The sequence below is a fragment of the Sinomonas sp. ASV322 genome (genome assembly GCF_030908245.1).
GTDB lineage: Bacteria > Actinomycetota > Actinomycetes > Actinomycetales > Micrococcaceae > Sinomonas.
Genome location: NZ_JAVFJJ010000007.1, coordinates 1 through 20,440, shown reverse-complemented (window position 1 = coordinate 20,440; position 20,440 = coordinate 1). Strand labels below are relative to the sequence as shown.

Sequence of the window (20,440 nt, the reverse complement as noted above, 5' to 3'; positions counted from 1 at the left end):
CCGCGCGGGTGGCCTCACCAGCCACCCGCGCCGGCCCGCTGGAAGCACATCCCGGACCCGCCTGACCGACCGCCGGTTCGCGGCACTCCTGATGCTGCCCGCAGGGGCGTTCCTGGCGGTCTTCATCGGCTGGCCGCTCCTGCAGTTCGTCATCGATGGATTCTTCAAGATCGCCCCTATCGCCGGAGGCCCACGCGAATTCGTCGGCTTCGGGAACTACGTCAGGCTCTTCCAGGACGCGGACTTCATCGATGCCGCGTGGCGCACCGTGCTGTACGCCGTCATCGTCGTGACCCTCGAGTTCGTCCTCGGCCTGGCAGTGGCGCTGCTGTTCTCGGCCTTGGGCAACGCGTCGCGGGTCTTCAGGACGGTGTTCCTCTACCCGCTGATGATCGCCCCGATCGTGGCGGGCCTGCTCTGGCGGTTCCTGCTCATCGACAACTTCGGCATCGTCAACGAGCTCTTCACGAGAGTCGGAGTCCTGCACTCGAGCACGGATATCCAGTGGCTGTCGAACCCGAACATCGCCCTGTTCTCTGTCGCGATTCCGGACATCTGGCTCACCACCTCGTTCATCACCCTCGTCCTGTTCGCCGGCCTGCAGAACATCCCAGGGGACCTGATCGAGGCGGCCCGCATCGATGGGGCCCGGTACTCCACGATTCTGTTCCGGATTCTGCTGCCCTTGCTGCGCCCGGTCATCGCCGTCGCGCTCATCGTGCGCGGGATCGATGCCGCCAGGGCCTTCGACGTCATCCTCATTCAAACCAACGGCGGGCCGCAGTCGAGCACCGAGACCCTCTCGCTGCTGATCTACCGGACGATGGTACGCTTCGGCGACCCAGGCCTCGCGAGCGCCATGGGCACTGTCTACCTGATCGCCATGCTCGCCGTCGCCGTCGCGGCGATCCTGTCTATCTGGCGCCCCGGAAGCGAGGAAAAGCGATGAACGGGCTCGAGGTCCGCAAGCTGAGCTCGAAGACGATTCTGTGGATCATCCTCGCTGCAGTCGTGGTGCTCTACGGCTTCCCGTTCGTGTACATGCTCCTGACTTCGTTCAAGGCACCCATAGAGACCATCGCCGTGCCCCCGCGACTCCTGCCCAGCGAATGGACGGTCGCAAACTACGTCTCCGCGCTCTCGCGCAGCGGCGTGACCGCCTCGTTCGTCAACAGCATCGTGACGGCGACGCTCAGCACCGCGATCTCGCTCACGTTAGGCCTGCCCGCTGCGTACGCAGTGACCCGGTTCCGCACAAGGCTCGGACGGTTCTTCATCGTCGCGGCACTCGTGACCCGGATGGTGCCCCCGATCGTCGTCGGCGTGCCGATGCTCTCCATCTTCCGGAATCTCGGCCTCTCCGACACCTCGATCGCCCTGGCCGTCGCACACACCACGATCTCCCTGCCGCTGTCGATCTGGCTCATGTCCAGCTTCTTCGAAGCCGTACCCTCCGAGCTCGAGGAGGCGGCCAAGATCGACGGGTGCTCCCGGCTCGGCGCGCTGTGGCGGGTGGTCATCCCCGTCACGTCCGGAGGGGTGGCCGTCACGGCGATCTTCGCCTTCCTCGCCTCGTGGAACGAGTTCCTCTTCGCCCTGCTCCTGACAGCGGTTCGGGCTCAGACGACGCCCGTGGTCATCGCCAATTTCCAGACCCAGTTCGGCCTCGATTGGGGCTCGATGACCGCTCTTGCGGTCGTCTACTCCGTCCCGGTGATCCTCCTGACCCTGCTCCTCCAGCGACACATCGTCGCTGGGCTGACCCTCGGCGCGGTCAAGGGCTGACGCCCGCCACACCGGTCCCCTGAAAGGATGTGATCTGATGAGAAACTCGGGGGAAGGATCCGCGTGAAGACTGCGGGCATCCGAGATGTCGCCAAGATGGCGGGCGTGTCCGTGACGACGGTCTCGCATGTGCTCAACGAGACGCCGCACACGCGCGTGGCCGAAGAGACGAGGAGCCGTGTCCGCGAGGCCGCGAAATCGCTCGGCTACGGACCGAACAGGGTCGCGCAGGCTCTGCGGACCCGCCGATCTGGGCTGATCGGGCTCCTGAGCGAGGAGATCGCGACCACTCCACACGCGGGCAGGATCATCCTCGGGGCCCAGGAGGCCGCACGCGCCCACGGCCTCACCCTAGTCATCGTCAGCGCTGAACGGGGCGACGGCGCCGCCGCGCACCAAGCCGACGTGCAGGCCCTCCTCGACCGGCAGGTCGATGCCATCCTCTACGCGACGATGTATCACCGGAGAATCACCCTCCCCCCGAACCTCGACGCGGTGCCCGCCGTTCTCATCGACGCGACAGACACCGCTGGCATGCTGCCCGCCGTCGTGCCCGATGAGGTCGGCGGGGCTGTTGCCGCGGTCCGCCATCTGGCCGAGGCAGGCCACCGGCGGATCGCCTTCCTCAACAACAATGACGACGTCCCTGCGACCCACGGGCGCCTGGCCGGATACCGGCAGGTCCTCGCCGAGTACGACGTCCCCTACGACGGGAAGCTCGTGGGCGAGACAGTGTCGGAGACCCCCGAAGGCTACGAGCTCGCCAAAGAGATCCTCGCCCGCTCCGCACCGACGGCCCTCTTCTGCTACAACGACCGCATGGCCATGGGCGCCTATCGGGCAGCGGCCGAGCTCTCCCTGAGAATCCCGGAGGACCTCTCCATCGTGGGCTTCGACAACCAGGAGATCATCGCGGCGAACCTCTTCCCCGCGCTGACTACCGTGGCCTTGCCCCACTACGAGATGGGCTCCTGGGCGCTCGAGACCGTCGTCGAGATGCTTGCTGACGGGGAGAACCGATCCGACCACGAATGGGTCTCAGCGTTGCTGCCGTGCCCCTTGGTGACGCGAGACTCTGTCGCGCCCCCTCGGGAGTTCCGCCCATCGGTCCCCACCTGATCCGAAGGCCCGTGACCCGCGGTGCTCTGCCCTGCGGAGTGCCTAGCCTCGCCGCGAACAAAACGATTCACGAGAGAGACTTTCATGCCACAACATTCCGCGACTGACGAAACCCCCGCCGCCGTAGACCACGGCAGCGGTTCGGGACAACAGCTCTCGCGCCCGGCCTTCCACTTCACCTCCCCCTCGGGATGGATCAACGATCCCCTGGGACTGACGTTCCACGGCGGCCAATACCACCTCTTCTACCAGCACGTCCCCGGAGCCACCGACTGGGCCCCGCAGTGCCGCTGGGGCCACGCCACCTCAGACGACCTCCTGGCGTGGAAGACCAGGCCCGTAGCCCTCGAACCGGGAGAGGGCGACGGCGGCTGCTGGTCCGGCAGCATCGCGTCCGGGCCCGGCGGCGAGAGCACCATGTTCTACACCTCGGTCGACGACGACGCCCCCGAGATCGGCAAGGCGCGGCTGGCGCGCCCCGCGCCCGGGAGCGAGGCCAGCTGGGAGCGCTGGGTGAAAGGCCCCGTCGTCGCCGATCTCCCCGAAGGCGAGGAATCGGTGGCGTTTCGGGACCCGCTGGTCTTCCACGACGGCACCTGCTGGCGCATGATCATGGGGTCCGGCCGCCCCGACGGGACCGCGGTCGCGTATTCGTGGGCCTCCGACGACCTTTCCGCATGGCGCTACGACGGCGTGTTCGCCTCACGCCATTCGAGCGAGGCCGACGGCGTGTGGACCGGCTCGGTGTGGGAATGCCCTCAGGCCGTCCGCGTCGGGGAGAAGTGGGCGCTGCTCGTCTCCGTCTGGGAGCCGATCCGGCCCCACTACGAGGCCTACGCCCTCGGTGACATCGTCTGCGGACGCTTCGTGGCAGAGACGCCCTGGCGGCGGCTCACCTATGGCCCCTCCTACTATGCGGGCGCGGTCTACCGCGACAAGGACGGCAATCCGGGGATCATCTACTGGCTCCGCCACGTCTCCGACCCTGACGCAGGCTGGGCCGGAGCGCACAGCCTGCCGCATCGGCTCGCCCTCGTCGGAGACCGGCTGGAGATCCGCCTCCCGTTGAGCCTGCTGGGACGCCGGGGGTTCGGCCAGCCGCTCGCTGCCCTTCAGAAGCCCGAGATTTCGGTGAGTGGCGCGTTCGACATCGAGTGGTCGCACGGAGGGAGACTGTCCCTCGACGAGGGGATCCGGAACATTTTCCGGCTCGAGCGAACCCGGGGGCCCGAGGGAGGCACTCTGACAGCGACATCCGACCTGGGACGGTGGTCGATGCCCTGCAGCGGCGCGGTGAGAGTCGTCGTCGACGGACCCATCGTTGAAATCATCGGCTCCTTCGGCGCTCTGGCGTTCCCGGCGCCCCGGGAGGGCGACGCCACGCTCGCGGCCCGGGACGCCGCAGGCACGGCCTATCCGCTCGGCTGAACTCCGCCACATCGCAAAGGGAACAACCAATGTCAAGCAACAACTACTACGACGTCACTGCGTGGCCCGTTGGCAATCCGTCTGAGGACGTCGGTGAAGTCATCAACAGCATCATCGCCGACATCAAGGACCGGCAGACCGGCAGCGATGCGAACCATGGCGGAAAGCCGGGCGCGGTGATCTACATCCCGCCCGGGGACTACCCCCTTCGTACGCAGGTGGTGATCGACGTCAGCTTCTTCAGGATCCACGGCTCGGGGCACGGCTTTACGTCGTCGAGCATCCGGTTCAATGTTCCCGACGACGAATGGCCCGACTTGCATGAGCTGTGGCCCGGAGGGAGTCGCATTCTCGTCGACATTCCCCTCAGCGGAGACGGGGAGGAATCCGAGGGAGCCGCCTTCTACGTTGAACGAAGCGGGAGTCCGCGCATCAGCTCGGTCGAGTTCTCCAACTTCTGCATCGACGGGTTGCACTTCAACTCGGATGGCTCGGGCCTCCATCCCGAGAACACTTACGTCAACGGCAAGACCGGCATCTACGTCGCGAGCGCCAATGACTCATTCCGGGTAACCGGCATGGGGTTCGTCTACCTTGAGAACGCTCTCACTGCCTACCACGCGGACGCGCTTTCCGTTCACGACAACTTCATCGCCGAATGTGGAAGCTGCGTTGAGCTGCGCGGATGGGGACAGGCATCAAAGATCACCGACAACTTGGTCGGCGCAGGCTTCAAGGGCCGCTCGATCTACGCCGAGAACCATGGCGGGCTCCTGATCACCGCTAACAATGTCTTCCCCCGGGGTGCGAGCAGCGTCCATCTCGACGGCGTCACGCGTTCAAGCGTCACCAACAACCGTTTGCATTCGTTCTACCCTGGGATGCTGATTCTCGCGGCGAATAGCTCGGAGAACCTCGTGGCCACGAATCACTTCTTGCGTGACCATGAGCCCTGGACGCCCTTCCTGGAAGTCGACAACGGGCTGGACGACCTCAACGGACTTCTCCGTATCAGCGGCAGCAACAACTCCGTCGTCGGCAACCATTTCTCTCAGATCATCGACTCCCAGCGCATCCGGCCGACAGGCGCGGCACCGGTCATCATCCGGCTGATGGCGGGGGGTGGGAACTTCGTCTCCAACAACCACGTGGTGGCGATGGACGTCCGCTCGAAGTCCAGCGACTCCTGCTTCTCGGCCCAGGTAGACGCCCTGTTGACGACCGCGGCTTCGGACGGCCTCGCGGTGACGACGGTGATGGTCGATTCCGAATCGGATCGGAATACAATTCTTGATTCCGGACGTGACGCCGAAGTTATCGCAGATAGGGCTGTCAACGCCGTGAGGGCCACACCCACGATCGGCTTCTAGGCATTTGCGGACCGGGGTGCTGCGCCCGGAGCCGCCCTCAGAATGCGGTCTCACTCGACGAGGTGTGGTCGGCCCTGCGCTTCCGCCCGGCGTTCCGCGCCGCGCGCTGAACCCGGCGAGAGCGCCTGCATGACCGCGGCGGGTCGGGCCTAGGGAGCGATAGGGCCCCCTGGATGCCGTGCGGGCGGGTCCCAGAGCCCGCCCACACGGAGGTGACGTCACTGGCAGGTGACGGTCAGGTTGTTCACTACGAGAACCCCGTTGGCGTTGACGGTCGCGGTGAAGGCGCCGTGCAGGGCGAGAGTCCTGGACGGATCCGCCACGCCCGTGCCTTGGAAGTTGACCGTCGCGTGCTGAACGCTGCTTTGCCTGTTGTCCTCGGACCCGAACCACTCTTGGAGGTGCCCGGTCCACGTGCCCCAGACGCCGCCCCACAACGTGGTGAGCGTGACCGTGCCCTCCTGGGTCTCGGTAAACCAACTGTCTCCGGCGTTGTTTACCGTCAGGTGCGCCACGGAGGTGCCCGTGCCGGAGAATGATGTGTTCGCTCCCGGTCCGTCGCACGTCACTGGGATGACGTCCGCGACCGTGGTGGAATGCCACGTCTGGGTTGTCGTCGCGTTGGCCGGTGCCGCAGCCCCGGCTGCAATCGCGGCCGCCAAGAGTCCACTCGCGCCAAGGCTGGCCATCGTTCTGGTGAGCATGTCTCGCCCTTCCTCATTCCGATTGGCGGGACACCGCTGCGCGCAGCCGCCGGGCTGGCCCGGACGGAGACCCTGCCCCGATGTATTTTCATCGGGCGACCCTGCGGGCGATGGTTCGTCCAAGAGCCGTCCTGAGCACCCAGCTGCCGCGAATGTAAGCCCAGCCGAGGGCAGCGTCAAGGATCGTCGGGCTACGATTCAGGCGCTCGGCGTCTGCCCAAAGACGTGCCGGCGGATCCAGGCGTGCATCGCGATGGCGGCGGCCGAGGCGGCGTTGATCGATCGAGTCGAGCCGAACTGCTCGATCGAGAGCGTGGCCTCGGCGGCCGCGTGCACCTCGGGCGTCAGGCCCGGGCCCTCCTGACCGAAGACGAGGACGCAGCGTCGGGGAAGCTCGTACGTCTCGAGCTGCACGGAGTCGGGGAAGATGTCGACGCCGAGGATCGGCAGGTCCTCCGACCGCGCCCACGCGACAAAGTCCTCGACGGTCGCGTGGTGGCGGATGTGCTGGTAGCGGTCGGTGACCATCGCGCCGCGCCGGTTCCATCGCCGTCGTCCGATGATGTGCACCTCTTTGGCGAGGAAGGCATTCGCTGTGCGCACGACCGTGCCGATGTTGAGGTCGTGTTGCCAGTTCTCGATCGCGACGTGGAATTCGTGGCGGCGCGCATCAAGCTCGGCCACGATCGCCTCGTGCTTCCAATAGCGGTAGCGGTCGAGCACGTTGCGGCGGTCGCCGTGCGCGAGGAGGTCGGGGTCCCAGTGCTCGCCCTCGGGCCAGCGCCCCTCCCACGGGCCGACGCCCACCTCATGCTCACGCTCTACCGTCACCGCACCAGCCTATTCGAGCGGCTCAGCGTCCCGTCCCGTACGCGTACACGAAGGAACCTGTTCCTTTGTGTACGAGTACGGGACGGAACACAGGCTAGTCCGTCCTCTAATCCGTGGAATTATGGGGATCTTCCGCCGTGCGTTCGTGCCAGCGGCCCCGCTTTTCCGCGAAACGCGTACGCTCCGGACGCGTCCCCTCGTGTACGCGTACAGGACAGCCCGCAGGCCGGAACGGCCCCTCTTACGCGTGCGCCCGGTCCCCGAGCGTGAACGCGAGCGAGCCCTTCGCGGGAACAGTCACGACCGCGAATCCGCGCGGATCCACCGTGATTGTCGGCCCCGTGCACATCCCGCCCGCGGAACTGCCGCTGATGACGTCGCAATACGTGCCAGGCGGCATCCCCGTCTGCACGTCGATCGTGCCCGCGGCCGTCCCGTTGTTGATCGCGATCCACGCCTTGTCACCGCGGCTGAACGCGACGAGGTTCGCGCCGTCGTCGTACCAGTTGGCGACGTCGGCGCGCGCGGCAGCGTTGTGCCACGCGACCAGATGGAGGATTGCGGGGTCTCGGTCAACGCACGCCCACGTCGTCGAGCAGTCGGTGCCCGTCACATACCCATTCGCGTCAGCGGGCGGAGAGTCGTCCCCGCCCGCGAATTTGAAGGCCGAGTAGACCTGCGGCGTGCCGTAGCCGCTCGCGAGAAGGAACTGCGTTGCGAGCGAATTCGTGGCCCCGTCCTTGTAGCTCAGGGTCGAGCCGTTGCGTTCGGTGTCGTGGTTCTGGACGAACGCGAGTTCCTTGTCGGAGGGCAGGAGGCCCGCGCCGAAGCCCTTGAGCAAGGCGATGCTTCCCATGAACGCGGACTTGAGCTCGTAGGCCGTGTCGAAGCCGAGCAGCGAGCCCTGGCCTTCGAACGCCTCGGGGGCGAGCTGTCCGGGACTGCCCGGAAACACCTCGAGGGCCATGTAGGGCCGGTCGCCGTCGAGGGTGTTGTTCAAGCGGCTCTCCAAGGCCGCCAGGTCCGTCTGGCCGATGTGCTTGGCGGCGTCGACGCGGAAGCCCGAGACGCCGTAGCCGATGAGCTTGTTGAGGTAGCCGGCAAGGGTCGCGCGAACGGTGTCCGACTCCGTGCGGAGGTCCGCGAGGCCGAGGAGCTCGCAGTGCGTGACCTCCTGGAAGCTGTTCCAGTCATGGATCCCGTTGTCCGGTTCAGGGCAGTCCGCCGGGTAGTGGTGGAAGTCCGCGTAGCCGTAATCCGGGTAGCTGTAGTGGGTGTATGAGACGCCCCCGTAGGAGATGTTCCCCTGGCCGGTCATGTGGTTGATGACGGCGTCGACGTAGACCTTGACGCCCGCCGCTCGGCACGTCGAGACCATCGCCTTGAACTGGTCCTCGCTGCCCATGCGGCTCGTGAGCTTGTAGTCGACAGGCTGGTAGACCTCCCACCACGGGTGTCCGCTGCGGGTCAGGGAGTCTTGGGGCGGGGCGACTTGGACGCCCGCATACCCGTTCGGCCCGAGGACGTTGGTGCATTCCTTCGCGACCGAGAGCCAGTTCCACTCCCAGAGATTCGCGATGACGTCCTTGAAATGCTGGGGCGAGTGCTGGTCTGCGGCGGAGTGCAGGGGCGGAGTTCCCGGCGGGCTGCCGGGTTCCGCTCCGGCTGGCTGGCCGACGAGAAGCGAGAGTGCCGCGGCCACGCACGCGGCGAAGGCGAAGATTCGTGAAGGGGACACGGCCCCCACTCTTGGCGACCCGTGTCACATTGGTCAAGACCTTGACTCGCCCAGTCATGCGCGGCGGGCGAGCTACGCCGCGTACAGCGCAACCGCCGCGGCCTTGACGACAAGCACGACGTCGGTACCCGGCGCAAGGTCGAGCTCGGCGGCAGCGGCCGGGGTGAGGTCCGCGACGAGCGCAGTCCCCGGGGACGCGGCGTGCACCCTCACCTGCGGGCCCCGCGGCTCGAGCTCCCGGACGACGGCGCGCCATGCGTTCCGCGGCGAACCATGCGGCACGTCGTCGGGCCTGAACACCGCGATGTCGGCAGGCCGGAACACGGCGACGGCGTCGTCGCCGGACGACGGCGCCTCGTCACCCGCCGGAACGACTCCGACGACCTCGCCGAGGCCCGCAACGAACAGGGCACTCTCCGCCGTCGCCGGTCCTCGCACCAAGTTGAGGCCCGCGAGCCCCGCGGCGAAGCGGCTCCGCGGGCGCTCGAGGAGTGCCGCCGTCGGGCCTTCCTCGGCCACGCGCCCGCCCTCGAGCACAACGACGTGGTCCGCGAGCAGGTGCGCGTCGAGCACCTCGTGCGTGATGACGATCGCTGTGCGGCCCGCGAGGACGCGCCCCAGGAGGCGGCGGAGCGCTGGCGCTGCGGCCACGTCGAGCGCGGCGAACGGCTCGTCGAGGAGGAGCAGGCTGGGCTCCGCGGCCAGGGCACGTGCGACGGCGACGCGCTGCGCCTGCCCGCCGGAGAGCTGGGCGGGGCGTCGTTCGGCGAGGGCGACGGCGTCGACCTCGCCGAGCCAATGCGCCGCCGCGGTCCGGGCATCGGTGCGTGAGACGCCCGACGCGCGGGGCCCGAACGCCACGTTGTCGAGCACCGAAAGGTGCGGGAAGAGGAGCGGCTCCTGCGCGAGGAGCGCGACGCCGCGCGCGTGCGGGGGAAGCCATTCGCCGGACGCCGCATCGAAGAGGACCCGGCCATCGAGCTCGGCGCGGCCGGAATCCGCGCGCACGAGTCCGGCGGCGAGATCGAACAGCGTGGACTTCCCGGCGCCGTTGGGCCCAAGGAGGGCGAGGGTCTCGCCGTCCCCGACGTCGAGCGACGCGTCGACGCCGCGTTCCCCCACCGCCGCCCGCATCCGGAAGCTCATGCGCCGGCCGCCCGGTCCACGCGCCGTCCGTACGCCACCCCGACCACAGCCGCCGCGACCACGACGAGAACGAGCGCGAGCGCGACTGCGGCGTCCGGATCGACCTCGCGTTGGAGGTACACCTCAAGCGGAAGCGTGCGGGTGACGCCCTCGAGGCTCCCCGCGAAGGTCAGCGTCGCGCCGAACTCGCCGAGGCTGCGGGCGAACGCGAGCACGAGCCCCGAGGCCAGGCCCGGGAGGACGAGCGGGAGCGTGACGCGCCGGAAGACGTGGGTGGGCGCGGCGCCGAGGGTCGCCGCGACCGCCTCGTACCGCCCGCCCGCCGTCCGCAGCGCGCCCTCGAGGCTCACGACGAGGAACGGGAGCGAGACGAAGGCCTGGGCCATGACGACCGCCGTCGTCGTGAAGGCAAGGTGGACGCCGAGCACGTCGAGCCAGCGACCCACGAGGCCGAGCCGCCCGAACGTATAGAGGAGCGCGAGACCTCCGACGACCGGCGGAAGCACGAGCGGAAGCAGCACGAGCGAGCGCAGCCAACGGCGCCCGCGCACCGGCCCCCGCGCGAGGACGAGGGCCATCGGCACCCCCAAGACCAGGCACGCGGCGGTGCTCGCGAGGGCCGTCTCGAGGCTCAGCCCGAGTGCCGTGAGCGAGGACGCCGACGTGATGAGGGGAACGAAGTGGAGCCAGTCGACCCGCGCGAGGATCCCGAGGAACGGAATGAGCACGAAGAGCGCGCCCGCGGCTGCCGGGATGTAGATCCAGCGCGGGAGGCCCGAATACGCGCGGGTCGCGGCCCGCGGGCGGGAAGCGGCAGGGGCCGGGTCACGGGGCGCCGAAGCCGGCATCTCCGAGGACCTTCCGGCCGCTGTCTCCGCCGATGAAGTCGACGAACGCCTGGGCAAGGGCCGCCTCCTTGGACTGTTTGAGAGCTGCGATCGGGTATCGGTTGACGGCGGCGGTCGCCTGAGGGAACGGCACGCCGTCGACCTTCCCCGCCGTGCTCTTCACGTCGGTCATGTATAGGAGCCCCGCATCGGCGTCGCCGGACATCACCTTGGCGAGCACATCCGTGACCGACTGCTCCTCGCTCACGGGCTTGAGCGTGACGCCCGCGGCCTGCGCCGCCTTCTGGGCCGCGGCCCCGCACGGCACCTGCTTCGCGCACACGACGAGCCTGACCCCGGGCCTCGAAAGATCCTGGAGCGAATGGATCCCCGTCGCGTTGCCCTTCGGGACCGCGAGTTCGAGCACGTTGGTCGCAAAGACCTGCGGCGTGCCGTTCACGAGGCCTGCGTTCGTCGCCTTGGCCATGGTGGCCTCGTCGGCGGAAGCGAAGACGTCGGCCGGCGCGCCGTTCTGGAGCTGCGAGACGAGGTCGGAGGATCCGCCGACGTTGATGCTCACGGTCGTGCCCGGGTGGTCGTCCTCGAATTCCTGGGCCAGCTGGGTGAACGTCGCCTTGAGCGACGCGGCCGCGAAGACCCGGAGCGTGACGCCGCGTGCAGCGAACGACGACGCCGCACCCCCCGACGCCGGAATCTCGCCGCACGCTGTGAGCAGGAAAGCGAGCACCGCGGCCGCGACCGCCAGCAGGGACCAGATGCGTCGGGGTCTCGTCACGTGCCCTTGCCTCCTGGAGTCTCGACGATGACGTTGGTGGCCTTGATGACGGCGGTCGCCACGCTTCCGGGCTCAAGCCCGAGCTCGCGGACCGCCTCGGAGCTCATGAGCGACACGACGCGATACGGCCCGCATTGGAGCTCAACCTGGGCCATGACCTTGTCCTCGACGACGTTCGTCACGAGGCCCACGAAGCTGTTGCGCGCCGAGCGGGCCACGCCGCTCGCGTCCCGCGGCGCCGTCGCCTGCCGCCGCGCGAGCTCGGCGAGTTCGGCGCCGTCGACCGCGGCGCGGCCGGAGGCATCCTTCGCGGCGGTGAGCGTTCCGGCGTCGACCCATCGCCGCACGGTGTCGTCGCTCACGCCGAGGAGGCTCGCGGCCTCGGCAATGCGGATGAGGGGCATAGGGAAAGTCTATCCGCATATGCGGGCACTTCCGCCTACATCATCCGCATATGCGACGGGTGACCAATGCCATGTCCGCCTCCGGGGGCGGGGGATGAAAGACTGACACTGAATCGTCCCCTGAGCAGGAGGCATCATGGCTGAAACTGTCGCCCCGACCACCGACGCCTCCCCCGCCGTTCCGGCGCCTGCACCCTCGAAGGTCGTGTACCGCAGCGGCGAGGAGATCGAGTGCTGGCTCACGGACATGGATGGGGTTCTCGTGCACGAGAACCACCCAATCCCCGGTGCGCCCGAGCTCATCCGGCGCTGGGTCGACACGTCCCGCCGCTTCCTCGTCCTGACCAACAACTCGATCTTCACGCCGCGCGACCTCGCGGCCCGCCTCGCGTCCTCGGGCCTCTCGATCCCCGAGGAGAACATCTGGACCTCGGCCCTCGCCACGGCGGTCTTCATCAAGGACCAGATGCCGGGCGCGCGCGTCTACTGCATCGGCGAAGCCGGGCTCACGACGGCGCTGCACGAGGCTGGCATGATCCTCACCGATCAGGACCCCGACTATGTGGTGCTCGGCGAGACGCGTACGTACTCGTTCAACGCGATCACGACCGCCATCCGGCTCATCGTGGGCGGCGCGCGCTTCATCGCGACGAACCCCGACGCGACCGGGCCGTCCAAGGAGGGCGTCCTTCCCGCGACGGGCGCGATCACGGCCCTCATCACGAAGGCCACGGGCCGCGAGCCGTACACAATCGGCAAGCCGAACCCCATGATGTTCCGGTCCGCGATGAACCAGATCGACGCGCATTCGGAGACGACCGCGATGATCGGCGACCGCATGGACACGGACATCGTCGCGGGCATGGAGGCGGGCCTTCACACGGTGCTCGTGCTCTCTGGCATCACGCAGCGGACGGACATTGCCACGTATCCGTTCCGCCCCAACCAGGTGCTCAACTCGGTCGCGGACCTGCTCAAGCAGCTCTGAGGAGTCGGCCGCCCTGCCCTCCGTCCTCCCCTAGTTCAACTCCGCCCTCCCCAACTTCACGCTTCAACCCGCGGTGTGTTGTGCCCGGGCGCCGGCGTGTCGCGCCGTCGTCGTCTGAAGGCTGGGGAGCTCGGACGGGAAACCGGGGAGACCGGGGAAATCGGTGAAAGCACCGAAATCAGGCGATCTTGTAAACGCTTACAGTACCTGCTTACACTTTTCCGGGCGCGGTCGAGCGCCCTCTTCCGTTCCGCTCAAGTGAAAGGGTTGAGGCCGTGTTGTGTGACTGAGCGCACTCGGGCGACGATCCGTGACGTCGCGACCCTCTCGGGTCTCTCCATCTGCACCGTCTCGCGGGCCCTCCGGGGCCTGCCAAACGTCTCCCACGACGCCCAGCAGCGCATCGAGGACGCCGCCGAAAAGCTCGGCTACCGCGCGTCGTCGGCCGCTTCCCGCCTCGCAGGCGGGCGCACGGGACAGGTCGCGATCGTCGCGCCGAAGGCCACGAGCTGGTTCTTCGCCGAAGCCGTCGAGGCGGCAGAAGAAGTCTTCGCGGACAGCGGGCTCGATACCGTGCTCGTGAGCCTCCGGGGCCAGGGCAAGGTCAGGGACCGGCTCTTCGATGACCCCACCGAACTCTCCCAGCGGGTCGACGGCGTCCTGCTCCTCGGCGTCAATCTTGGCCCCGCCCACGTGGAAGCGCTTTCAGAATCGCGGCTCGCGGTCGCGAGCGTCGGCCTCGAGGGCGTCCCGTGGGACAACGTCGGCATCGACGACGAGGCCGCCGCGCGGGCCGCGACGCGGCACCTGCTCGACCTCGGCCACTGGGACCTCGCGATGCTCACCGGGGACGAGGAGAGCCACGGGACGGTGACGACCGCGGCGCAGCGACGCGCGGGCTTCGAGCGGGCCCTCGCCCAGGAGCACCTCGACACGGATCCGGACCTCGTCGTGAGCGCACCCTCGACGATCGACGGCGGCTACCGGGCGATGACCGAGCTCATGTCGACGAGGCGCGTCCCCAGCGCGGTCTTTGCGGGCTGCGACGAGGCGGCTTTCGGCGCACTCAAGGCGATGCGCGAGCACGGGCTCTCCGCCCCGAAGAAGGTCTCGATCATCGGGCTTGACGACCACCCCATGAGCTCATTCCTCGGGCTCACGACCGTCGCCCAGCCGGTCCCGGACCAAGGCGCGTTCGCCGCCACGCTGCTCACCGAACGGCTCCAGAATCCCGACGACGGCGCCAACCCCGAAGACCACCGCCTCCCCACCCCCCTCATCGAGCGCAAGACCACCCGCCGTTCACGGCACTGAACCCCGGAAGGCCTCCTCATGCCCCCCGAGACCCGACTCGACCTCTGGACCGGAACCGAAGCCCTGCTCTTCGACCTCGACGGCGTGCTCACCCCGACCGCGATCGTGCACGAGCTCGCCTGGCGACGCCTCTTCGAGGAATACCTCGCCGCCGTCGGCCGCGGCCCGGCGTACTCCGACGCGGACTATTTCGACCACATCGACGGCAAGCCCCGCTTCGACGGAGTCCGCGACTTCCTCGCCTCCCGGGGCATCGTCCTGCCCGAGGGCCCGCTCGACGACGACCCCGCCCACGAAACCGTCCAGGGCCTCGGGAACCGGAAGAACCGGATCTTCAACACGATCATCGAGAACGACGGCGTAGCCCCCTACGAGGGGTCCGTCCGGCTTGTCGAGGCGGCACGCGAGCGCGGAGTCAAACTCGCCGTCGTCTCGTCCTCCCGCAACGCGCCCGCCGTCCTGCGCGCGGCGGGACTCGACGGTGCCTTCCCTGTCGTGGTCGACGGCTCGCTCGCGGCACGCGAAGGGCTCCCCGGCAAACCCGACCCAGCGACATTCCTCCACGCGGCGGAGCTGCTCGGGGCGCCACGCTCGGCATGCGTCGTCGTCGAGGACGCCGTCTCGGGTGTCCAGGCCGGGGCGGCGGGCGGATTCCGCGCCGTCGTCGGCGTCGACCGCGGCGCGGGCCCGAACCAGCTGCTCGCCGCAGGCGCGACGTTCGTCGTCGGCGACCTCGCCGAGCTGCTCTGAGTCGCACCCGAACCCCCGGTTACTCCGAACCGACCCCGGTTCCCCCCGGAACCCACCCCACCTCCCGAACCCACCCGACCACCCGAACCCACCCGCCCACCCCTACCCACCCCACCACCCGAAACGGCGCCTCATGACCCTCGTCTCCGCAGACCGCACCCGCTTCCCCGTCGACCCGTGGGCCCTCGTCGAAACGAGTCACGCCCCCGGTTCCGAGGGCGCCCTCGAGACGCTCTTCAGCCTCGGCAACGGCCATCTCGGCGTGCGCGGCGCGCACCTCGCCGAGGCCGACGCGGGGCTTCCGGGCACTTTCGTCAACGGCTTCCACGAGATCTTCGACATCCGCCATGCGGAGAACGCGTATGGCTTCGCGAAGCAGGGGCAGCGCATCCTCTACGTGCCGGACGCGCAGGAATCGGTCGTGCGGGTCGACGGCGAGCACCTCACCCTTGCGGGCTCGGAGGTCCTCGAGTACCGGCGGCGGCTCGACTTCGCGACGGGGGTCTACGAGTGCACGGTCGTGTGGAAGGCCGTCTCCGGGGCGATCGTGACAACGACCGAACGCCGCGTCGTGGGCGCCGCCTCGCGCTCGAGCCTCGGCATCGAGCTCGTCATCAGCGCGGATCGCCGCATCGTGGCCGATGTCGAGTCGTACGTCGTCAATCGCCAGGACCAGCCCCGGGACGATCACTCCGAGCACGATCCGCGCCGTGCGGGCCGGCACGCGGGGCGCGTCCTCGAGCCGATCGCGGCCGAGGGATCGAACGGTAGCCTCCGCCTCGAATGGGCGACGGTCGCGTCGCGCCAGCACATCGCCGTCGCCGTCGACCATTCGGCCAACAGCCCGATGCCGCCCTTCTCAACCGAACCCGGCTCGGATCGCAGCGGCGTCCGGTACGTCCTCCCCCTCGACCCGGGCGAGACGTTCCGCCTCGAGAAGCGGGTGGGGTACGCCGCCGCACAGTCGAGCTCGGCCGGACTCCTCGACGCCGCGGTCTCCGCCGCCCGCGGCTTCCACGAGCTGCTCGCCGAGAGCGCGGCGCACTACGCCCGCTATTGGGCCGCGGCAGATATCCAGGTCGGCGCGTCCGACGACCTTCAGCAGGCCGTCCGGTGGAACCTCTTCCAGCTCGCGCAGGCGACGTCGCAGGCCGGCATCGCGGGCATCCCGGCGAAGGGCGTGACGGGTTCTGGCTACGAGGGCCACTACTTCTGGGATCAGGAGGTCTATCTCCTCCCCTATCTCACGTATACGGCGCCCGCGGCAGCCCGGAAGGTCCTCGAATTCCGGCACCGGATGCTTCCGGCGGCGACGGAGCGGGCAGCGGAGCTCAACGTCGACGGCGCGCTCTTCCCATGGCGCACGATCAACGGCCAAGAGGCGAGCGCCTACTACGCCGCAGGCACGGCGCAGTTCCACATCAATGCGGCGATCGCCTTCGCGGCGGCGCGCTACGCATGGGCGTCCGGGGACGCGGGCTTCCGCGTGGGGCCCGGTGCTGACCTCCTCGTCGAGACGGCCCGCATGTGGGCGTCGCTCGGCTTCTTTGGCAAGAACGGCCAGTTCCACATCCACGGCGTGACCGGTCCAGACGAGTACACGGCGGTCGTGAACGACAACCTGTACACCAACGTCATGGCGCGGTTCAACCTGCGCGCGGCCGCGGCGCTCGACCACCCGAGCATCTCGGACACCGAGCGGCTCCTGTGGTCCCACATCGCGGAGCGGATCGCGGTCCCGTACGACTCGGACATGCGTGTCCACGCGCAGGACGCCGACTTCATGACCCTCGAACCATGGGACTGGGAGACGCCGCGCTCGAAGTACCCGCTCCTGCTCCACTTCCACCCCCTCGTCATCTACCGCCACCAGGTGATCAAGCAGGCAGACGCGGTGCTCGCGATGTTCCTCCAGTGGCAGGACTTCACGGCCGAGGAGAAGCAGCGCGCGTTCGATTTCTACGACCCGATCACGACGGGCGACTCGACGCTCTCGGCGTGCGTCCAAGGCATCATGGCCGCCGAGGTCGGCTACCTCGACGAGGCCATGCGGCACTTCACGCATGCCGTGTTCATCGATCTCGACAATCTCCACCGCAACACGATCGACGGCGTGCACACCGCGTCCGCGGGCGGCGTGTGGTCGGCGCTGATCAACGGTTTCGCGGGCTTCCGGGACCAGGGCACGCTTCCGCACTTCGATCCGCGGCTTCCTCAGGAATGGGAGAGCCTCTCGTTCCGGCTCCAGCTCCACGGTCGGACCCTGAGCGTGCGCTTGACCTCGGACGATATCGAGCTGGCCGTCGAGGGCGGCGACCCGCTAGAGGTGAGCGTGCGAGGCAGCATCGTGGCGGTCGGCACCGAGCCAACGGTCGTTGCGCTCGGGCCCGTGGCCGTGCCCGCGCCGAGCGTCTTCCCCCGGCCTTTCCCGACCGCAGGGCTCAGCGCTCTCGCGCCGGTGAACTAGGCCGCAACGCGATCCAGCCCGCTTCTGAGCCGCGAAAATCGCGTCCCGGGGCAACACGCTGCGGTAGCGAGTGATTGAGGAATCACAACCGGGCGGGACCGCGGTGGAGGCGGCGTCGTCGGACGCTGCCGACCGGCCGGCCGCCCTCACCCACCCCGCCGCCCTCACCCCACCGCCCTCCTCTTAACCCACCGCCCTCCTCTTAACCCACCGCCCTCCTCTTAACCCACCCCGCCGCCCGCGCCGCCGAGCTTCCGCGGCAGCGGCAGGAGCTGTGGGAGCAGCTTCGCGAGGACGGAGTTGTACACGAATGCGCTCCACTCGGGACTCGCATGGGCCGGGAACGCGCCGAGAGTCTGGAGCGACGACGAGACGAGGTTGTCGGGGAAGTTCTCTCCCCAGCGGGCACGGGCCGCCAGGTAGTCGACGGTCTGATCGCCGGGGTTGCCGATGAACCCCAGCTGTGTGTGCCCGAGCTCCCCCCTGAACCGCGTGACGTCCCAGTTGTAGATGTACTCGGACTCGGTCTGAATGAGCACGCTCGACGGCGCAAGCGGCGTGAGCTGTTCGAGCGTCTGGTCAACCACCTGCGTCCACGTCCGCTCGTGCTTGTTGACGATCCGCTCGCCGAGCTCGTAGCCGCCGCGCAGCACGCTCGGCACGCGGAAGCCCAGCTCGTAGAGCTCGACGACGCCCTCGAACCACGAGAGATCCTTGACGTCGTATTTCGAGGCCGGGGTCGAGTCGAGCACGATGGCCCCGACCGAGGGCCCGGAGCTCTCGCGCAGGAGCCGCGACGCGACGTCGACGGCGAGCATGCCGCCGAACGAGTGGCCGTAGAGGTGGAGTTCGGTCAGCCTGTTGCGCGCGGCATGATTGCGGATTGCGCTCATGACCTCGCCCACGTCGAGGCCGTTGTTCGAGTAGCCCACCGCCGCGAGCTGCCCGCGCTCGCCGAGCGACGGGCGCAGGAGGGTGATGATGAGCTGGGCCTCTTCCCAGCTCGTCTTGTAGCCGGGGAACAGGATCCACGAGGTTCCGGGGAAGCGCCGCCGGGTGTCGTCGTCGTTCGCCGTGAGCACGACCGTTTGCCGCCGCTGCTCCTGGATCGCGCGCGTCGCGAACATGTCGACGGCGAGAAGGCCCGCCGCAAGCGTGCCGCCTACAAACGCGCGCCGGCTCACGCGCCGCAGTCCGTCGACGGCGCGAAGGCCCGCGGCCAGCTCACGGACCCCGCCCTCGTCGAGGGCGGGGGGTCCGTGGCGCCTCTCAGTCGAGTCCGAGCTCATCCTTGCTGAACGCGTAGAGGTAGGGGACACCGGCCTCGGCCTCGATGCGCTCCTTCGCTCCCGTCGCGCGGTCCACGATGACGGCGACGGCGGTCACGTCGCCGCCCGCGTTGCGGACGCCCTCGACGGCGGTCAGCGCCGACCCGCCCGTCGTCGACGTGTCCTCGACGACGACGACCTTCCGCCCCTCGACCGAGGGGCCCTCGACCTGGCGGCCCATGCCGTACGACTTCTGCGCCTTGCGGACCACGAACGCGTCGATGTTCCGGCCGGCCTCCCGCGCGGCGTGCATCATGGCCGTCCCGACGGGATCCGCCCCCATCGTGAGGCCGCCCGAGGCCTCGACCGAGACGCCTGCGCGATCGACAAGGTCGAGCATCACACGGCCGACGAGCTGCGAGGCCTCGTGGTGGAGCGTGATGCGGCGAAGGTCGATGTAGTAGTCCGCCTCCTTGCCGCTCGAGAGCGTCACGCGGCCGTGCACCACCGCGAGTTCCTTGATGAGCTCGAGGAGGCGAGCGCGCGCGGTCGCCAGGTCGGGCAGGGCAGAGTCGAGGGGCGCAGTCATGGCTTCGATTCTAGTTGGTGCGCAAAACGCGCCGTCCTCCCCTGTCCGCGGACAGGAGAGGACGGCGCGGTGGTGCGAAGCGAACTACGGGGTCACCAGTCGTGGACGGTGCCGTCGATGAGGCGGTTGTACGGGAGGTAGGCCTGCTGGTACGGGTACGAGTTCGCGGCCTCCTCGTTGAACTCGACGCCGAGGCCGGGCTTGTCCCCGGGGTGGAGGTAGCCGTCGGTGAAGGTCATGGACTGCTCGAACACGGTGTTCGTCGCGTCCGAGTGCTGCATGTACTCCTGGATCCCGTAGTTGTGGATCGCCAGGCCCACGTGCAGCTGGGCGGCGAAGCCGACCGGGGAGATGTCCGTGGGCCCGTGGAAGCCGGACTTGACCTGGTACTGGGCCGCGTAGTCCATGACCTTCTTCAGCGGGGAGATGCCGCCGAAGTGGGTCGAGGCCGCGCGGACGTAGTCGATGAGCTGTTCCTTGATGAGCGACTGGAAGTCGTACACCGTGTTGAAGACCTCCCCGATCGCCAGCGGGGTCGTGGTGTGGCTGCGGACCAGGCGCAGGGCCTCCTGGTTCTCCGCCGGGGTGCAGTCCTCGAGCCAGAACAGGTCGTAGGGCTCGAGGGCCTTGCCGAGCTTGGCGGCCTGGATCGGGGTCATGCGGTGGTGGCCGTCGTGCAGGAGCGGGATCTCGGGGCCGAACTCGTTGCGCACGGCCTCGAACACGGTGGGCAGGTGGCGCAGGTACGCGCGCGTGTCCCAGTCCTCCTCGAGCGGGTAGGCCCCGCGCCCGGCCGGCTCGTAGTCGTACCGCTCGCCCGAGGCCTGGGCCTGGGCCGCGACGCCGTAGACGGCCTTGATCCCCGGGACCGCGGTCTGGACGCGGATGGACTTGTAGCCGAGCTCGAGGTGGTGCC

The 20,440-nt window shown here is 68.6% G+C and carries 19 protein-coding genes; 9 read left to right on the top strand and 10 right to left on the bottom strand.

What is annotated here, in order from left to right:
* Positions 1-91: 91 nt before the first annotated feature.
* The 5 genes from RBS12_RS11130 to RBS12_RS11110 all read left to right on the top strand — a co-directional run bounded on the left by RBS12_RS11130 (position 92) and on the right by RBS12_RS11110 (position 5,702).
* Positions 92-949 (top strand): sugar ABC transporter permease, encoded by an 858-nt coding sequence (locus RBS12_RS11130; RefSeq protein ID WP_307966175.1) that lies wholly within the window; start codon positions 92-94, stop codon positions 947-949.
* Positions 946-1,785, top strand: coding sequence for a carbohydrate ABC transporter permease (locus tag RBS12_RS11125; RefSeq protein WP_307966174.1), 840 nt, complete (start codon positions 946-948; stop codon positions 1,783-1,785). Before RBS12_RS11130 ends, RBS12_RS11125 begins: the two co-directional genes overlap by 4 nt.
* A 57-nt stretch (positions 1,786-1,842) precedes the next feature.
* The gene (locus RBS12_RS11120) at positions 1,843-2,904 is read left to right on the top strand and encodes a LacI family DNA-binding transcriptional regulator (RefSeq protein ID WP_373886514.1); all 1,062 of its coding nucleotides are present in this window, start codon (positions 1,843-1,845) and stop codon (positions 2,902-2,904) included.
* 84 nt (positions 2,905-2,988) lie between these two features.
* Complete coding sequence (locus RBS12_RS11115) at positions 2,989-4,332, top strand: glycoside hydrolase family 32 protein (RefSeq protein ID WP_307966172.1); 1,344 nt, start codon at positions 2,989-2,991, stop codon at positions 4,330-4,332.
* A 29-nt stretch (positions 4,333-4,361) separates the two neighbouring features.
* On the top strand, positions 4,362-5,702 hold the full coding sequence (locus RBS12_RS11110; protein WP_307966171.1) for a NosD domain-containing protein: 1,341 nt from the start codon (positions 4,362-4,364) through the stop codon (positions 5,700-5,702).
* 218 nt (positions 5,703-5,920) lie between these two features.
* On the opposite strand, the gene RBS12_RS11105 is transcribed toward RBS12_RS11110, so the two are convergent.
* The 7 genes from RBS12_RS11105 to RBS12_RS11075 form a co-directional block, all read right to left on the bottom strand.
* Positions 5,921-6,406, bottom strand: a complete 486-nt coding sequence (locus RBS12_RS11105; protein ID WP_307966170.1) for a hypothetical protein — start codon at positions 6,404-6,406, stop codon at positions 5,921-5,923.
* A 198-nt stretch (positions 6,407-6,604) separates the two neighbouring features.
* Positions 6,605-7,237: a TrmH family RNA methyltransferase gene (locus tag RBS12_RS11100; RefSeq protein WP_307966169.1), complete on the bottom strand. Its 633-nt coding sequence runs from the start codon at positions 7,235-7,237 to the stop codon at positions 6,605-6,607.
* A gap of 241 nt (positions 7,238-7,478) precedes the next feature.
* The gene (locus tag RBS12_RS11095; RefSeq protein ID WP_307966168.1) at positions 7,479-8,975 is read right to left on the bottom strand and encodes an alpha-amylase family protein; all 1,497 of its coding nucleotides are present in this window, start codon (positions 8,973-8,975) and stop codon (positions 7,479-7,481) included.
* A gap of 72 nt (positions 8,976-9,047) precedes the next feature.
* Positions 9,048-10,121, bottom strand: a complete 1,074-nt coding sequence (locus RBS12_RS11090) for an ATP-binding cassette domain-containing protein (RefSeq protein WP_307966167.1) — start codon at positions 10,119-10,121, stop codon at positions 9,048-9,050.
* Positions 10,118-10,969: an ABC transporter permease gene (locus RBS12_RS11085; RefSeq protein ID WP_307966166.1), complete on the bottom strand. Its 852-nt coding sequence runs from the start codon at positions 10,967-10,969 to the stop codon at positions 10,118-10,120. Before RBS12_RS11085 ends, RBS12_RS11090 begins: the two co-directional genes overlap by 4 nt.
* A complete protein-coding gene (gene modA, locus RBS12_RS11080) occupies positions 10,947-11,744 on the bottom strand; it encodes a molybdate ABC transporter substrate-binding protein (RefSeq protein ID WP_307966165.1) in 798 nt (265 codons plus the stop codon). Before modA ends, RBS12_RS11085 begins: the two co-directional genes overlap by 23 nt.
* The gene (locus RBS12_RS11075; RefSeq protein ID WP_307966164.1) at positions 11,741-12,148 is read right to left on the bottom strand and encodes a TOBE domain-containing protein; all 408 of its coding nucleotides are present in this window, start codon (positions 12,146-12,148) and stop codon (positions 11,741-11,743) included. The genes modA and RBS12_RS11075 overlap by 4 nt, the downstream gene beginning before the upstream one ends.
* 136 nt (positions 12,149-12,284) lie before the next feature.
* Here RBS12_RS11075 and RBS12_RS11070 point away from each other — a divergent pair, with 136 nt between their 5' ends.
* The 4 genes from RBS12_RS11070 (at position 12,285) to RBS12_RS11055 (ending at position 17,667) form a co-directional block, all read left to right on the top strand.
* Complete coding sequence (locus RBS12_RS11070) at positions 12,285-13,136, top strand: HAD-IIA family hydrolase (protein WP_307966163.1); 852 nt, start codon at positions 12,285-12,287, stop codon at positions 13,134-13,136.
* Between the two features lie 282 nt (positions 13,137-13,418).
* Entirely contained in the window at positions 13,419-14,450 is a 1,032-nt protein-coding gene (locus RBS12_RS11065) for a LacI family DNA-binding transcriptional regulator (protein WP_307966162.1), read from the top strand.
* Positions 14,451-14,468: 18 nt separating this feature from the next.
* Positions 14,469-15,200 (top strand): beta-phosphoglucomutase family hydrolase, encoded by a 732-nt coding sequence (locus RBS12_RS11060; RefSeq protein WP_307966161.1) that lies wholly within the window; start codon positions 14,469-14,471, stop codon positions 15,198-15,200.
* Between the two features lie 133 nt (positions 15,201-15,333).
* Positions 15,334-17,667: a glycosyl hydrolase family 65 protein gene (locus RBS12_RS11055; protein ID WP_307966160.1), complete on the top strand. Its 2,334-nt coding sequence runs from the start codon at positions 15,334-15,336 to the stop codon at positions 17,665-17,667.
* A gap of 221 nt (positions 17,668-17,888) precedes the next feature.
* Here RBS12_RS11055 and RBS12_RS11050 read toward each other — a convergent pair whose 3' ends face one another.
* The 3 genes from RBS12_RS11050 to RBS12_RS11040 form a co-directional block, all read right to left on the bottom strand.
* Positions 17,889-18,956 carry a thioesterase domain-containing protein gene (locus RBS12_RS11050; RefSeq protein WP_307966159.1) on the bottom strand — a complete coding sequence of 356 codons (1,068 nt, stop codon included), beginning with the start codon at positions 18,954-18,956 and terminating at the stop codon, positions 17,889-17,891.
* On the bottom strand, positions 18,937-19,524 hold the full coding sequence (gene pyrE, locus RBS12_RS11045; protein WP_307966158.1) for an orotate phosphoribosyltransferase: 588 nt from the start codon (positions 19,522-19,524) through the stop codon (positions 18,937-18,939). The genes RBS12_RS11050 and pyrE overlap by 20 nt, the downstream gene beginning before the upstream one ends.
* A gap of 92 nt (positions 19,525-19,616) precedes the next feature.
* On the bottom strand, positions 19,617-20,440 hold an 824-nt coding region (locus RBS12_RS11040; RefSeq protein WP_307966157.1), incomplete at its 5' end, for a D-galactonate dehydratase family protein.

Bases quoted from the DNA above. Each gene is read 5' to 3' on its own strand.
- RBS12_RS11130 (WP_307966175.1), top strand. From the start codon at position 92: ATGCTGCCCGCAGGGGCGTTCCTGGCGGTCTTCATCGGCTGGCCGCTC.
- RBS12_RS11125 (WP_307966174.1), top strand. From the start codon at position 946: ATGAACGGGCTCGAGGTCCGCAAGCTGAGCTCGAAGACGATTCTGTGG.
- RBS12_RS11115 (WP_307966172.1), top strand. From the start codon at position 2,989: ATGCCACAACATTCCGCGACTGACGAAACCCCCGCCGCCGTAGACCAC.
- RBS12_RS11110 (WP_307966171.1), top strand. From the start codon at position 4,362: ATGTCAAGCAACAACTACTACGACGTCACTGCGTGGCCCGTTGGCAAT.
- RBS12_RS11105 (WP_307966170.1), bottom strand. From the start codon at position 6,406: ATGCTCACCAGAACGATGGCCAGCCTTGGCGCGAGTGGACTCTTGGCG.
- RBS12_RS11090 (WP_307966167.1), bottom strand. From the start codon at position 10,121: ATGAGCTTCCGGATGCGGGCGGCGGTGGGGGAACGCGGCGTCGACGCG.
- RBS12_RS11085 (WP_307966166.1), bottom strand. From the start codon at position 10,969: ATGCCGGCTTCGGCGCCCCGTGACCCGGCCCCTGCCGCTTCCCGCCCG.
- RBS12_RS11075 (WP_307966164.1), bottom strand. From the start codon at position 12,148: ATGCCCCTCATCCGCATTGCCGAGGCCGCGAGCCTCCTCGGCGTGAGC.
- RBS12_RS11070 (WP_307966163.1), top strand. From the start codon at position 12,285: ATGGCTGAAACTGTCGCCCCGACCACCGACGCCTCCCCCGCCGTTCCG.
- RBS12_RS11060 (WP_307966161.1), top strand. From the start codon at position 14,469: ATGCCCCCCGAGACCCGACTCGACCTCTGGACCGGAACCGAAGCCCTG.
- RBS12_RS11055 (WP_307966160.1), top strand. From the start codon at position 15,334: ATGACCCTCGTCTCCGCAGACCGCACCCGCTTCCCCGTCGACCCGTGG.
- RBS12_RS11050 (WP_307966159.1), bottom strand. From the start codon at position 18,956: ATGAGCTCGGACTCGACTGAGAGGCGCCACGGACCCCCCGCCCTCGAC.
- pyrE (WP_307966158.1), bottom strand. From the start codon at position 19,524: ATGACTGCGCCCCTCGACTCTGCCCTGCCCGACCTGGCGACCGCGCGC.